Here is a 14,343-nt window from a genome sequence, read left to right as displayed (position 1 = left end):
CCCGGGTTAGGTTTCTCACTAATTTTCTCCACTATGCAAACAAGCAATAAAAGCTTGTGCCTCTGGATGTTGAGATTCGAGAAATTCAGCTTTGGTTCCTAGCGCAACTAAAGTACCTTCATACATTAACCCAATTCGAGTCCCCAAGAAGAAAGCCTCCTGTATATCGTGAGTGACAAAAATAACAGTCTTTCCCAATTGCCTTTGCAAATAGCGAAACTGCTCTTGCAATTCCAGGCGAGTGATAGGATCAAGTGCGCCAAAAGGTTCATCCATCAATAATATGGGGGGATCTGCAGCTAAAGCCCTAGCCACACCCACTCGTTGACGTTGACCACCAGATAGTTGATCGGGATAGCGTTGAGCAAAGATTTCTGGATCTAAACCAACTAAGTTTAACATTTCATAGACTCGCGCTTGAATTTTCTGTTCCGTCCACTTTTCTAGTGAAGGTACAAGTCCAATATTTTCTCCCACGCTAAAGTGGGGAAATAAGCCAATTTCCTGTATAACGTAGCCGATGCGCCGCCTTAGTTGAATGGCATCCCAGTCAGTAGTAGGGCGTGAGTTAACTAAAACTTGCCCTCCTGTGGGTATAAGGAGATGATTAATTAATTTCAAAGTAGTGGTTTTGCCACTACCACTACGTCCTAATAAGACGATCGCTTCTCCTGGAAAGATGGTAAGATTCAATTGAGATAAGAGGGTACGGCGATTAATCTGGAAACTGACATCCCGAAATTCAACGGCAATTTCTGCGGCTTGAGACATGAGAGTTGTTGCTTTTACTCTTTACCCTTTCCACTTTACCGTTTATCCTTAGAGTAGACGGCAACTTTTGTCCGGATGCAACCGTCTTCAGGGTGAAAAAAGAATAAAAGCAAAATTTTAGCGTTACCAAAATGAAAAATGGTCAGTGTCGCGCCTGCGGTTCCCATGAAGTTAGATCCAATCGGAATCGCAAATTTCCCGCCCTGAATACAATCACCCTAACGGTGGGTAGCTCAGTTGCCCGTTATGCTTCCCTGGATACTTATGTTTGCGTTACTTGTGGCTACGCTGAAAACTATGTCACCTCGGCAGAAGATTTAGAGTATATCCGAGAAAACTGGAAACCTGTTGGCGTTAGGTACGATAATTCAGATCGAACCCCGGAAAATGGTCACCGGATACCTGAGCAGGAATTGATTAGTAGAGTAGGGAATGGTGAGTAGGACTTCGGCGAGCGCTCAGTCGAGCCGTCGAGCCGTCGAGGCGGAATGGGGAAGTATGAAGGCTTCATCCTTTAGCCTTCATCTTGCCATCGCAATTCTGGGCAGATTGGCGCAAAATAGAGATGTCGTTGTCCTTTGTGAATCTATCCTTGACTCAATCTTCCTCCCGCCCAACCAAACTTACCCGCAATCAGCAGCAGGAAACGGATTTTAACCGCACTCGTGCTAGTTTGCGGCAAGCGCTGTCTTGGTATACTAATTTGCGTCGCCCTAGGGAACCCTTTCCGGATGTGGAATTGCAAGCAGCGCTCCGCAATGAATTGGAAGTTTTGCAGTTTAGCCTGGATAAGTTAGAGCAAAGTGTAATTCGTATTGCTACTTTTGGTTTGGTGAGTCGTGGTAAATCATCAGTTGTTAATGCTTTGCTGGGACAAAAAATCCTGCAAACTGGTCCTTTACATGGAGTGACTCAATGGCCAAAATCGGTGCGATGGACACCTATTAGTGAGGGGAAAGTACAGGTTGAGTTAATCGATACTCCTGGATTAGATGAAATTCAGGGGGAAGCTAGGGCACAAATGGCAAAAGAAGTCGCTGGGCAAGCAGATTTAATTCTATTTGTGGTGGCGGGGGATATTACTCGCACGGAATATAAGGCGCTTTGCGAATTGCGACAAGCTCAAAAACCGCTGATTTTAGTGTTTAATAAAATAGATCTTTATCCAGAAAAAGACCGAGCAGCGATTTACCAACAATTACAAGAGTTGGGAACAGGTAGTCCTCGCGATCGCCGTTTGCAAAAGTTATTATCGCAGAATGAAATAGTTATGGTAGCAGCAGAACCTGCTCCCCTACAAGTGCGGGTTGAATGGCCTAATGGTAAGGTAACATATCAATGGGAAACTCCGCTGCCACAAGTGGATGAGTTAAAGGATAAAATTTTAACTGTTCTCAACCGAGAAGGGCGATCTTTACTATCTCTAAACGCCCTATTTCAATCCCGAAATGCTCAAGCTACTATTGCCCAAAAAACACAGGAAATCCGGAAAAAAGAAGCGGAAAATTTAATCTGGCGTTTTGCTAAGTATAAGGCGCTGGGAGTTGCCCTCAATCCGATTGGGTTATTAGATGTTTTTGGCGGTACTATTGCCGATTTGGTACTGATTCGTTCCCTATCTAGACTATATGGTTTACCAATGACGAGTTATGAAGCAGGGAAACTTTGGCGTAAAATAGTCATTAGTTCTGGTGGATTATTATTAGGTGAACTTGGTAGTAGTGCTATTTTAGGATTGGGCAAAAGTGCTTCTGCTATTGCCACTACGGTTGATACTCCAGCAGGTTTAACTGCTTATGCTGGGGCTGCTGTTACTCAAGCTTCAATTGCTGGTTATGGTGCTTATGCTGTTGGTAATGCGGCGCAGATTTATTTAGAACAAGGTTGTACTTGGGGTCCCCTTGGTGCGAGTACTGTGATTCAAGAAATTCTTAATAGTGTGGAACCAGATACTATTCTTTATCGCTTGCGGCAGGAGTTGGGAGAGCAAGTATTTAATCAACCACCAAGATACTAAGACAGGAAGGAAGAGATGGGTAATTTACTTGATTTTGGCTGGCTCGTTTCTTGACAAAAAAACTTCAAATTTTAGCGTTCTTCATCAAATCTTTAAATTACCATCAGAGTTTAAAGATTGTGTAAAGTTACTTGACGAAAAATAAATAAAGGTCAAAATAAGTTTAGGTGTAAAAAAAAAATAGCTATGACTGCAACCAGAAAAGCTTTGTATGGATTCTTGGTATTCTTTGCCTTGACTCTTTCAGCTTGTGCGCAAACTACCTCAACACCGGAAGCATCCGGGGAATGGATACCAGTTGGTGAAACTAAGGACAAAAATATCATTTCAATAGATACTGGAAAGTACTCCAAAAAGGATAAAACCGCTACAGTTTGGGTACGAGTTGATTACACAACCCAATCTAAGCCAACAGTGAATGCTATTCAGTTTTATGGTAAGTTTGATTGCGATCGCGAAACGTACCAAATCGAGCGTAAGATGCAGTTAGGGCTACAGGGAGAAACGTTACATGATGAGATAATTAAAATGGAATCACAAAAACCGCCCTCGGATTCTACCGAGGGCGTTGTTTTAGAAAGGGTTTGTTTTGAGAATAAAGCTGGAAATCGTTTCTAGGTTGTTGGTTGTTGGTTATTGGTTGTTGGTTGTTGGTTGTTGGTTGTTGCTTCCCACTCCCCACTCCCTACTCCACACTCCCCCTAAAAGTTATGAGTTTTTAGTTCTCAATTTTGAATTAAAACTCAAAACTCAAAACTCAAAACTCAAAACTCAAAACTCAAAACTCAAAACTCAAAACTGTCTTCCCCACTCCCCACTCCCCATTCAAAAATTAGAAACAGCAGACTGAGTAATCTGTTTAATCGTGCCTAAGTCGGGAGTTGGAGTTTGGCTATCCATTCCCATCCATAGCAGATATTCGATATTACCAGCCGGACCAGTAATAGGTGAGTAAGTTAAACCTTTGTAAAGCCAGCCTTGATTTTGGGCTGCTGTTAAAACTTGTGCAATCGCATCGGCTTGATCGTTAGAATTTCTCACTACCCCTTTTTTCCCTACCCGCTCTCTTCCTACTTCAAATTGTGGCTTTACTAATAACAGTATCTCGCGAGGTGCTTGCAATAGATTCCACAATGGTACAATAATTTTAGTAAGGGAAATAAACGATACATCCACAACCCCCAAATCTGGATAAAACGAGGTTCCACTTGCCTCAATCGTCTCCCCTCTATCTCCTTCTTCAAACTGCGGTGAATTTCCATATAAATCGCTAGGTTGAAGATAGCGAATATTAGTCCGTTCTTTCAAAATAAGTCGTGGATCGTTTCGCAAACTCCAAGCAACTTGCCCATAGCCAACATCAACACCATAAACTAATTTCGCACCAGCTTGTAGCAAGCAATCGGTAAAACCACCTGTGGAAATACCACCATCTAAGCAAATCCTTCCCGCTACAGTAATTTCAAATAATTTTAGGGCTTTGACTAGCTTTTCGCCGCCTCTAGATACATAAGGGGATCTTTCTTTAATCTTAATTTCCGCAGTTGTATCGATTTCCGTTCCTGGTTTATCAATAACTTGCTGTTTCACCATGACTTCGCCAGCACGAATTAGTCGCTGTGCTTGTTGTCGAGATGAACATAAATCTAGTTCTACTAATAAAGTATCGAGGCGTTGTTTAGTCATGTAATTTTAACTTTTTCCCAGAGTCAAAACACCTGACTCCATATCTACTAATAACTGCCGATTTTTCAACCACTTACGACCAATTAAAATTTCCGGTACTCCATCACCCGCATGAACGGGAATATCGAATTCTTGTCCATCTATACGGAGTTTACCAATATAGAGTTCAAAATCGACATCTCCTCGTGCTGTTGTCATAGTTTGCTGACGTAGATAAGTCCAATCAAATCCCTCTAAATCTTGTTTATCAATGGCTAGCCAACCTGAAAAACCTGTATCAAGCATGGCATCAACTAGTAGTTCAAAACCATTATCAGCAAGCAAATCAATTTCAAAAAATAACTCATCCTCATCACCAAATGTACCTTGAATCATATCGTGCCGCACACTCCAGTATCATTAATCCGGAAAACGTGGAGCTTAGAATTTGGATGCTTCTGATGGGCTATCTGTGTAGCCACTTCTATATCCTGGTCGATAACATAATCTCCACTTTCTGGATCGACAGCAATATACCAGTTGTAGTGAGTTTCAATCAACTCAGGCTTAAGGCGATCGAAAACCACTTTACAACGTTTATGAGTTGCTTCAAGTTCGGCTTTCCATTGAGCAATTTTTTCAGGAGACCATTGTATTTCTGGAAAGATCCTTCCTCTCCTCATTGTGCGGGTAGAATTTGTTGTTGTCATTAATTTTGATCCTTGATAAAATTTTATTTTTAATAGCGTACCTAAATATAGCATGAATCCTCTGATAACAGAAACTCCAATTTGCTTAACAGTGAAGATGATTGGATTAGACTTATGGTATGTTTGAAGCATTTTGGCAAACGAGAACGAAGTGAGGGAACGCCCAGTGTAATTAATTATAAATTCGCCGCTCCTTGACCAATTCAGCAGCGCCAAAGCTATAGAGAGGAAGGTTTCGGAAGGTATGGTAAGCTGCGGGTGGATTTAATTTGTATATCCCCACACCCCACACCCCACAGCCCTTTCCACAAATTTAATATCCAATTTAGATGCGCCGCAGCTTAGTTTGGGATACCAGAGGCGGGCGTTAGAATTAGTGCTAGGCTAGCTCGGCGCTGCACTAGCGTCTCGCAGAGAAGCCATCGCCAAAAAAAGATTAATAAAACTAATATGGTAAAAGTACCCAGAAGGACACCCAGAGGCGATACTCTGTTTTAAGTAAACCCTAACATCATGTCAGAACAACTGCTATGACTACCCAACAGCCGAATCCGGAGACAATCACCACCGAGGAATTGTCAACAGAAGATGTAGCCTCCACTGATTTTATAGAGGATGTCGTTACCATAAACTATGCGGAGAAAATTGAAACAGTAATCTCCAGTTTGGCAGAAGAAGATAGCGCCATGGTTAGCCGCAATGAGGAAGGTTACCTGTGGAAGTTTAAGTATGGTAGTGTTGAAGTTTTTGTGGAACTTACGGGTTCTACTGATGATGATACCTTCACTGTTTGGTCTGCGGTACTTCAACTACCTGCAAATAATGAACCTCAGTTGATGCGAAAGCTTCTGGAAATGAATTGGTCTGATACATTTGAAGCCCGTTTTGGTATTGTAGAGGAGCGAGTTATCGTTTTAGCATCGCGCACAGTGGCGGAATTATCCCCTGGCGAAATTTCTCGTGCTATTACTATTGTCGCTACTATTGCTGATGATAATGATGACGCATTACAAGCTGAGTTTGGTGTGGTTTAAATGGTATTGTTTTAAACATGAAGTCAACTGGAAATAACATAAATAAGAGACTGTTAGCCTGGTTATATTCTTAGCATTTGAGAAGTGCTATAGACTTATCTTTAGGGCTGGGGGAAGCATTGGGAGATGACGATATTTATTTTTTCACTAAGGATATCGCCCTTATGCTTCCTCCCTACAAATCATCTTCTACTGAGATCTTGCACCAATGTAAAAAAAAGAGTTTTATCTAGGGTGGGCAGTCCCCAATATAAGGCAAAAAGCTGATTATTACGTTGGTGGGGACTGCCCACCCTACGGTTATTGCAACTGCTATAAGTTCAAATGGCAAAAGAATGATGATATTGGGTTAAGATAAATTTAAAAGCAATTAAGGGTAAAAAGATGAGAGCCGTTGAAGTGACAGGAATCATCTATTTCATTCTCAAAGTAAGAGTTAAAAATAGTAATATTCAAAAGGGTAAAAGTGCAGGTTATCGGCTCATTTATAGCGGTTTTCAGTTGGATGAAGTACACCTCAGAAACCGGGTTTCTTTGTCGTTTTTCTGTACTTCACATACCTGAAATAAGTGCGATCTGCGCTTCGCACAGCACAGCTCGCACTAACTAATCTACCGAGAAGCCGCCACAGAAGGACCCGCAGTCACAACTACTAAATTATCTGGATGGAGCAACTCCTTCGCCACCTGATTTACCTCTGCTAAAGTAACTCCTTCAATTTGATTGACAAATGCGCGAATTTCGCTCTTGTCTAATCCATAAACTTCGTTATCCAGAATAGTTTGAGCCAAACCATCTGGATTAGCAATACCAACAGGATATTGGCTGCTAATTGCTCGTTTAGCTGTGGCAACTTCAGCCGCTGTTACACCTTTTTCTCGTACCTGCTGCACCACAGCGATAGTACTTGCGATCGCATTTTTACTATCTTCTGGCGCAGTTTGCATGGAAATTACAAATGGTCCTCGATGTTGTCCCGCCTGAAAGTAGCTATAAATACCATAAGTCAAACCAAGGCGATCGCGAATTTCTGCTCCTAATCGACTGGATAAAGTATCGCCACCGAGGATTTGATTCAGCACTAATGCCGCATAGAAACGAGGATCTTTGCGGCTAATTCCTTCATTACCCAACAAGGTAATAGATTGGGTTTTGCCGGGAAGAATTGGGTTTAATTGTACCATAGTCTTCCCCATAGATATCTCTGGATATTGAGGAATTGACGGATTACCAATTCCTTTCCAAGAAGATAATTGAGATTCTAATAGCGATCGCACTTTGGCTGGCTCGAAATCTCCAACAAGAGTCAGTATAGTTGTTTCAGGACGGTAATTAGTCTGATAAAACTTCACCACATCTTCGCGGGTAATCCGCTTTAAGCTTTCTTCTGTGGGAAAAGCATGGAAAGGATGATTTACTGGATAAATCGCTTGTTGGAAAGTCCGTCTGGCGACTACTGCTGGTTCATCTAATGCTACAGTTAGGTCAGTTAATGTTTGTTGACGGCTTAATTCTAACTGATCCGTAGGGAATGTCGCATTTTGCACAACATCTGAGAATGTTTCGATCAGCATTGGCAAATCTGGCGCTAAACTATACCCACCAATACTGACACCTTCCCTGCTGGCACTAAAGCCTAAACTTGCACCTAAATCTTCCAATCCTTTCGCCACTTCCAGCGCATCTCGTGTTTTCGTTCCATTCATTAAATTATCAGCAGTCAGACTAGCCAACCCTGCTAAAACTTCTGAATCAAACTCAGTTCCCGCGCGGATATAACCACTTAAAGTTACAGTAGGTGTACTAGAATCAGGTAACAGCAACACCCGCAGATTATTAGCTAAAATAAACTCCTCTGGTAGAGACTGATTCATTTGTCCAGTCTGAGAGTCATCCGGAGGCAAATACTTAGCTACCTCCGCAGGATCTACAGGTGGTCCAGCATTAAACTTTTCGCTAGTTTGACTCCCACCAACCATCGTTCCTTCTGGTTGATTATCCAACTTCGTTGGTTCAAAAAAGCCGACAGTTCGATTAGTACTAGCAAGGTAAGTTTTAGCAACCCGCTGTACGTCTGCGGCACTAATATTCTGGACTGCCGCTAAATAGCGATCCGTAAAACGATAATCGCCAGTAACAGATTCATCGGAACCAAGCTGCATCGCTTGACTAGTAATGTCTCGGTTATTTAAAATTACAGTAGCAGTCAGTTGAGCTTTAGCCCGATGGAGTTCTTCGGAGGTAACACCTTTCTCACTCAAAGTAGCGATTTCTGAAATAATAACCTGCTCAATTTCTGTCAACTGATTGCCAGGTGCAGCCGTTGCTGATATTTCATACCAACCCCCATCAATTAAGTTAATTGCACCACCTGAAAAGTTGCTAGCAATACCAGATTCCACTAAGGCTTGGTATAGTCGAGAATTACGCCCCCCAGTCAATATATAATCCATTACATCAACAGCAGGTCCATCAGGGTGGTTAGCTGCAGGTAAAGGATAGACTTCATTCAAGAAAGTCGCACTACCTTGTTCCTTTAAGATAATTGGTTGTTGGTTGTTAGTTGTTGGTTGTTGGTTGTTAGTTGTTGGTTGTTGGTTATTGGTTTTTCCCCACTCCCCACTCCCCATTCCCGACTCCCCATTCTTAGGGATTTTGCCAAATGTTTCTTTGACTTTAGCCAGAGTAGATTCAGTTTGAAAATCGCCGACAATAATTAATATGGCATTATCGGGGCGATAATATTTATGGTAGTATTCCCGTACTTGCTCAACAGTAAATTTCTCCACATCTGCCTTTGTTCCACCTACAGGTAAACCATAAGATTGATAGGGAAAAGCTTGACGCATTACAGCGCGGCTAAGTCGATATTGTTGGCTATTTTCATAACCTTGTAACTCAGAAATTACTACCCGCTTTTCTGTTTCTAATTGTTCTGAATCGATGGTTGAATTTACCATTCGATCCGCTTCTAAGGTTAGTAACGGTGTCAACTTTTCACGTTTTACAGTACCGAAATAAACAGTATGATCGTAACTGGTGAAAGCGTTGAAATCACTGCCCAAAGCGCTAAAAAGACGACCGAATTGAATCGGACGATCTTTTGTACCTTTAAATAGCATGTGTTCCAATTGGTGGGCAATCCCATTCACACCTGGGGATTCATTACGAGAACCAATTTTATACCACACCTGTACAGTAACAACAGGCGCAGTATGGACTTCTTTAGTAAGGACAGTAAGACCATTATCCAATACTGTCTTACGGACACCTTGGGTTAATTTTAGTGGGGTGTCGGTAGATTTGTTTGCTGACACTAGTTTTACAGCCGTTTGTGGCGAATTGCTATTGTCATTAACGCTATAAGCAGAGGTGACTGCTGGTTTCGATTGAGGGAGAGTTGGTGGAATGGAAGTAGCTTTCGTGGCAAAGAGTACGGTACTCAGACAGATTCCGAACAGGAATAGCAGAAAACCACGACTACGCAAGATTAACTTAAAACCCATAGATTTTTTGGCATGAACTAAAAAATTAACTCCGATCGCTATCCTAGTCTAACGAAATCTATCTCCTCCTTTGTGTCTTAGTGTCTTAGTGGTTTATTAAAAGGTTATTCCCAATAGTGCCAATCCACTCAGGTTGTTTAACCCATAGATGTCATCACCCGTATAAATTCCAACGGTAAACCATCAGTATCGGCAATAAAAGCAACTTCGTAAACTAGGGAACCAATCATCTGTTGAGTTGGTGGTAATAAAATTTTAAGAGGTTGGAATTGATCTGGGTTATTGTGGGATGCTTCAGCAAATTGCCCTTCTAAATTAGTCAACCACGTTGGTATATCGCTTACACTATCAGTTAGATCGAAGGATAGATGGTAGTAGCCAACGTAATGTTCATCACCAAAAGGATCTGGTCCAGGCTTGGGTTCGGGAATTTGGATAAGTTCGATTCTTCCTGCCAATCCCTCCATCCAGCAAGCGAGAGTAATCCCGGCGGTGAAACGTTCAGATACAGTAAAACCTAATAGTTCGTAAAACGCGATCGCACGGTGAATATTGGCAGTCCGAATCGAAGCGTGGTGCATAGGAATTTGTTGTTTGTTGTTTGTTGTTTGTTGTTTGTTCTTGGATTTTTCTTAACAAATAACAAATAACCACTCTATTCAAATAATCTAAAATAAGGATAGCGGACAGGGATACCTGGTTCTTTTTCCAAATCAAAATTGATTACTTCCCAACAAGGATCTTCTGCGGGATCTGGGCTAAATTCTACGGGTAAGCCGTATAATCTGGGTTTGGTGGGATCGGATTGACCGCGCCAAGGGGTGCTACGTTCTAAGTAGGTGCTGACTAATTCCCGATACCGACTGGCGATAATTACCCTTGTGGCTCTGTATCCTTGGGTATAGAGACGATCCAATGCCTCGTGAATTTCAAAGCGAATTCCGTCTGGATGGGTGTGTTGACGATACCACTGATCCTGCCACAAACGCCAGTGTCGTCCCGATTGGAGGTGAACGAGTTCCCCTGTATTCGGATCTGCTTCAAATGCACCATGACGGGGGCACAGATAAGTATCCGTCAAAGTTAACGCCGCGATTGTCTGGCGGCAATGGGGACAATTAATTTCTGACCCAAATATGGGATACTGCAAGCTAGTATTAATCATTAAGCGCTCTCGGCATCTTTGCTATATGTGCTAGTGCCTGTGGATTTATTATATCTAAGGGGCATTCCACAACTAAATTAATCATATCTGTGAATAATTTTAATCCGCAATTGTCTTTCTCCACTTCCTATTGGTCTCCTCCCGATCTCTCTAAAGCTGCTTTTGTCGCCTCAAATGCAGTGGTTATCGGTGATGTATCCATCGGCTCTGGTGTCAGCATCTGGTATGGTGCGGTTGTCAGGGGCGATGTCGAGCGGATCGAAATTGGCGATCGCACGAATATTCAAGATGGTGTTATTTTACACGGAGATCCGGGTAAGCCTACTATTTTAGAAGATCATGTCACCCTTGGACATAGAGCTGTGATTCATTCAGCCCATATCGAGCGCGGTTGCTTGATTGGGATTGGTGCGATTGTCTTGGATGGGGTGCGTGTGGGATATGGCAGTATCGTGGGTGCTGGTGCGTTGGTGACGAAAGATGTCCCCCCCTTATCTCTGGTGGTTGGGGTTCCGGCGCGGCGCGTGCGGGAACTTTCGGAGGCGGAAGCGGCTGATTTAATTGAACATGCGCTACGTTATGAGAAATTAGCTTTAGTTCACGCGGGGAAAGGAACGGATTTGGGGTTTGTTAGGGAGTAGTTTAGCAGTTTATGATTTCCAGATATCCATTGCAATTTGAAAGTAATCTGAAATTACTAAAAGAGGATTATGTCTAAACTTTTTGCCGTTGTCGTAGCAACTGTTCCAGAATATTACGAATATAAAAAGACTCACCCACAACATGATGAAAATCAACTAGCTTGGTTTCGGGAACAAGAGGAGAAAGGAATACTACTCTGCTGCGGTCCATTTTTTCCTCATGATGGCACTGGGCTTTGGGTAATTCAGGCGGAGAATCTTGAAGAGGCTCAAGCTATTGTCAAGAGTAGCCCTCGTGCGCGAGATGGTATGCTAGCCGATTCTGCTAGGGTTGTGGAGTGGCAGGTACATATTGGAGGGGATCGTTTTTAGGAAAGTGAATATGTCAGGACTTACGCAAAATATTTATATGTAGGATGGGTTAAGCTTTGCGTAGGTTTCTTACTTATCCCTATATAAACATTTCTCGCGGATCTAGGTCTTCCATTTCTTCACGGGTTAAATTAGCTTGGTTAGCAATTTCAAATGCTCTATGAATTTCGGGAATTAGGCAGGATAAATTCTGCAACTGCTTTATTCTCCTTTATTTTACCCCCTCGGCGATCGCACTCTGCCCTTCTGGTGAACTAACATAGCCTAGAAATGCTTGTACCTGCGGAGTAGCAGGCTGTTTGTAGACATAAGAAAGTTCTCTTTGATAGGGATAATTAGCAGATTGGGGAGTCAATCCATCCACAGCTACTATTCGCACTGTTTGTTGATTTGCCACTTGAGCAAAAGTTGCATAACTAATTCCATCTGTTTTCAATTGTTGCAGTACAGCAGTAGTCTCATCTTTAGGCCAAGTTATAATATTAGGAGTAGTGCCAAAATTCTGTCCTCCTAATACTTTTGATTGAAAGGCTTGATGAGTGCCGCTAAATACAGGTCGATTAATTACCTGAATAGTTCCCGGTTTTCCTCCTACTTGTGCCCAATCTGTAATTTTTCCTTGAAAAATTACCACTATTTGAGTTTGCGTCAATCCTTTGCTACCTAATGAATTTTGATCGCCGACTACGATTGCGATTGCGTCTTTGGTTACGGGTACAGCAACTAAACCTTGGGATTGTTCCTGAGCATTCAGAGGACGAGAAATAGCAGCAATATCTACAGTACCAGCAATTAGTGACTGAATTCCTTTTTCGGTTCCGCCAGATTGAGTATTAACGGTTGTTCCGGGAAATTTACGTTCAAAAGCTATTTTAAGTGCTTGATTAATTTGCACCATGCTGGTAGAACCTTCAATATTGACAACTGTGCCACTAGGGACATTTGTCGGAGGTGGAAAGTTATTCTCAGTCACATTAGTGGCAGGATTATTATTATCGCTTTTAGCATCTAGATTCACGTCAGATTTACGGGTAAACCACCAAAAGCCAATGGCTAATATACCAGCGGCGATCCCTAGGGCTAATATTAGAGTTACAGTTTCATTCTTTTGTGACATAGTAACGATTAATGGGATTAAAATAGGTGGAAAAATATCATTTTTAACGATACTGATGTAGAGACGTTGCACCTGCTAGTCTCTACACCTGCAAGTTTTAGGGGATCTCCCGTACTTGTGGTGGAAAACCCTTTTTTTGGCAGGGGGGCAGGGGGGCTTTCTAGCAGGGGGAAACCCGATCTAGTATGCCTTTGGTGATTTCAATAACTTTGACTTATCACCATAACTCCCGGAGAGCCGTTTTAGGTTTAATTTTACCTACCTCCTTATCCAAATAGCAATTGCCAACCGACAATTGCGATCGCAAAATCCGCCAGAGCATGACTGATATAATTAGACCATATTGAACGGTAATGCAAATAACACAACGACCACAGAGATCCAGCAATAAATACGCCTAATGAGGCTACCATGACAACGCGCCAGTCGTTAGTGTAAGCTGCCAAACCAATGATGTGATGAAGTGTGAAAAACAATCCTGCCACAAATATAGCCCCCTTTCCCGGTATCAGGATTTCACACTTGCTATAAACAAAACAACGCCATATATACTCTTCAAGCAAAGAGTTAACAACCGTAAAATAAATAGAACCTACTAAGTAAATAGTTTGGCTACTAATACCAACTTGTTTCGCTCTATTTCGCACATCTATAGGATCGATCCAGTCTTGACCAAAAAACCAATAAATAGCGATAATAATGCCAAACATTAACAATCCCAATAGAGTGCCTACTAATAATTCTTTTCGCTTCGGCAGTGGTAGATTAATCTTGCCTCCATCAATCCAAAAAAACCACATCAGAGGTAGCCCTATCATCCAAATTTGGCATAATGAAAACGATATCCGTCCTAAAATTCCCGGCGAAATATACACAGTCATTGCCGCACCGATGCTAGCCGCAGCTACAATCGATCCCACAGCCAATCCGACATTTTTACGAGCGGAATATTCAAGCATTTTCAATCCTCCGTTTCCAACCAGAATATACTGATAAACGGTAACCCTTCACTACAGTAAAGGAGTCAGGTTTGTGCCACTTTAGTAACTTGCTAGCTTCCTCAAATTATTGGGTCTGACCTACAAAGGGGTGCTAATTTTTTGAATATAATCGATGAGGGGCTGTATAGAGAGGATATAACAAAAGTCAAAAGTCACCCATTCAGGCATTTACTCATTCACCCATTGAAATGCTTGCTGTGAATTGATTCTAGCGTTTTCGGATTTCCTAACCGTTGTCGCGACTGAAGTGAAAATGCTGAAGTAGCTCACCATAGGGTGTAAAATCTCCAAAAGGTCATTAGCCCTCCTTTGGATTATTAGACCACAATAGCTGAAACGACGCA

The 14,343-nt window shown here is 42.1% G+C and carries 15 protein-coding genes and 1 pseudogene; 6 read left to right on the top strand and 10 right to left on the bottom strand.

Features of this window, described 5'->3' with window-relative positions; genetic code table 11:
• Nucleotides 1-18: 18 nt before the first annotated feature.
• A complete protein-coding gene (locus NJ959_RS00495; protein WP_254009777.1) occupies nucleotides 19-771 on the bottom strand; it encodes an ATP-binding cassette domain-containing protein in 753 nt (250 codons plus the stop codon).
• 131 nt (nucleotides 772-902) lie between these two features.
• Here NJ959_RS00495 and NJ959_RS00490 point away from each other — a divergent pair, with 131 nt between their 5' ends.
• From NJ959_RS00490 to NJ959_RS00480, 3 genes are all read left to right on the top strand, one after another.
• Nucleotides 903-1,214 (top strand): hypothetical protein, encoded by a 312-nt coding sequence (locus tag NJ959_RS00490; protein ID WP_254009776.1) that lies wholly within the window; start codon nucleotides 903-905, stop codon nucleotides 1,212-1,214.
• A 122-nt stretch (nucleotides 1,215-1,336) separates the two neighbouring features.
• Nucleotides 1,337-2,788: a GTP-binding protein gene (locus NJ959_RS00485; RefSeq protein ID WP_254009775.1), complete on the top strand. Its 1,452-nt coding sequence runs from the start codon at nucleotides 1,337-1,339 to the stop codon at nucleotides 2,786-2,788.
• Between the two features lie 186 nt (nucleotides 2,789-2,974).
• On the top strand, nucleotides 2,975-3,406 hold the full coding sequence (locus tag NJ959_RS00480) for a surface-adhesin E family protein (RefSeq protein ID WP_254009774.1): 432 nt from the start codon (nucleotides 2,975-2,977) through the stop codon (nucleotides 3,404-3,406).
• A 207-nt stretch (nucleotides 3,407-3,613) separates the two neighbouring features.
• Here the strand turns inward: NJ959_RS00480 and NJ959_RS00475 are convergent, their stop codons facing one another.
• The 3 genes from NJ959_RS00475 to NJ959_RS00465 are packed head-to-tail and all read right to left on the bottom strand — an operon-like array spanning nucleotide 3,614 to nucleotide 5,163.
• Nucleotides 3,614-4,474 carry a TlyA family RNA methyltransferase gene (locus NJ959_RS00475; protein ID WP_254009773.1) on the bottom strand — a complete coding sequence of 287 codons (861 nt, stop codon included), beginning with the start codon at nucleotides 4,472-4,474 and terminating at the stop codon, nucleotides 3,614-3,616.
• Between the two features lie 6 nt (nucleotides 4,475-4,480).
• Nucleotides 4,481-4,849, bottom strand: coding sequence for an aspartyl protease (locus tag NJ959_RS00470; RefSeq protein WP_254009772.1), 369 nt, complete (start codon nucleotides 4,847-4,849; stop codon nucleotides 4,481-4,483).
• The gene (locus NJ959_RS00465) at nucleotides 4,846-5,163 is read right to left on the bottom strand and encodes a hypothetical protein (RefSeq protein WP_254009771.1); all 318 of its coding nucleotides are present in this window, start codon (nucleotides 5,161-5,163) and stop codon (nucleotides 4,846-4,848) included. Before NJ959_RS00465 ends, NJ959_RS00470 begins: the two co-directional genes overlap by 4 nt.
• Nucleotides 5,164-5,693: 530 nt before the next feature.
• Here NJ959_RS00465 and NJ959_RS00460 point away from each other — a divergent pair.
• Complete coding sequence (locus NJ959_RS00460) at nucleotides 5,694-6,197, top strand: YbjN domain-containing protein (RefSeq protein WP_254009770.1); 504 nt, start codon at nucleotides 5,694-5,696, stop codon at nucleotides 6,195-6,197.
• 611 nt (nucleotides 6,198-6,808) lie between these two features.
• Here NJ959_RS00460 and NJ959_RS00455 read toward each other — a convergent pair.
• The 3 genes from NJ959_RS00455 to NJ959_RS00445 all read right to left on the bottom strand — a co-directional run bounded on the left by NJ959_RS00455 (nucleotide 6,809) and on the right by NJ959_RS00445 (nucleotide 10,868).
• A complete protein-coding gene (locus tag NJ959_RS00455; RefSeq protein ID WP_254009769.1) occupies nucleotides 6,809-9,703 on the bottom strand; it encodes a M16 family metallopeptidase in 2,895 nt (964 codons plus the stop codon).
• Nucleotides 9,704-9,840: 137 nt separating this feature from the next.
• Complete coding sequence (locus NJ959_RS00450) at nucleotides 9,841-10,284, bottom strand: VOC family protein (RefSeq protein WP_254009768.1); 444 nt, start codon at nucleotides 10,282-10,284, stop codon at nucleotides 9,841-9,843.
• 74 nt (nucleotides 10,285-10,358) lie between these two features.
• Nucleotides 10,359-10,868 (bottom strand): TIGR02652 family protein, encoded by a 510-nt coding sequence (locus NJ959_RS00445; protein ID WP_254009767.1) that lies wholly within the window; start codon nucleotides 10,866-10,868, stop codon nucleotides 10,359-10,361.
• An 89-nt stretch (nucleotides 10,869-10,957) separates the two neighbouring features.
• On the opposite strand from NJ959_RS00445, the gene NJ959_RS00440 reads away from it, so the two are divergent.
• Nucleotides 10,958-11,509, top strand: coding sequence for a gamma carbonic anhydrase family protein (locus NJ959_RS00440; RefSeq protein ID WP_254009766.1), 552 nt, complete (start codon nucleotides 10,958-10,960; stop codon nucleotides 11,507-11,509).
• Between the two features lie 69 nt (nucleotides 11,510-11,578).
• Nucleotides 11,579-11,881 carry a YciI family protein gene (locus NJ959_RS00435; protein WP_254009765.1) on the top strand — a complete coding sequence of 101 codons (303 nt, stop codon included), beginning with the start codon at nucleotides 11,579-11,581 and terminating at the stop codon, nucleotides 11,879-11,881.
• 82 nt (nucleotides 11,882-11,963) lie between these two features.
• Here NJ959_RS00435 and NJ959_RS00430 read toward each other — a convergent pair.
• From NJ959_RS00430 to NJ959_RS00420, 3 genes and pseudogenes are all read right to left on the bottom strand, one after another.
• Nucleotides 11,964-12,056 (bottom strand): annotated as a pseudogene (locus tag NJ959_RS00430) (Rpn family recombination-promoting nuclease/putative transposase); the annotation flags it as partial.
• A gap of 36 nt (nucleotides 12,057-12,092) precedes the next feature.
• Nucleotides 12,093-12,998: a phosphate ABC transporter substrate-binding protein gene (locus NJ959_RS00425; RefSeq protein WP_256528493.1), complete on the bottom strand. Its 906-nt coding sequence runs from the start codon at nucleotides 12,996-12,998 to the stop codon at nucleotides 12,093-12,095.
• A 266-nt stretch (nucleotides 12,999-13,264) separates the two neighbouring features.
• The gene (locus NJ959_RS00420; protein ID WP_254009763.1) at nucleotides 13,265-13,957 is read right to left on the bottom strand and encodes a CPBP family intramembrane glutamic endopeptidase; all 693 of its coding nucleotides are present in this window, start codon (nucleotides 13,955-13,957) and stop codon (nucleotides 13,265-13,267) included.
• Nucleotides 13,958-14,343 lie beyond the last annotated feature (386 nt).

Origin of the sequence: Limnofasciculus baicalensis BBK-W-15 (genome assembly GCF_024178385.1) — a bacterium.
Classification (GTDB): domain Bacteria; phylum Cyanobacteriota; class Cyanobacteriia; order Cyanobacteriales; family Coleofasciculaceae; genus Limnofasciculus; species Limnofasciculus baicalensis.
This window is presented reverse-complemented; position numbering and strand designations above follow the sequence as displayed.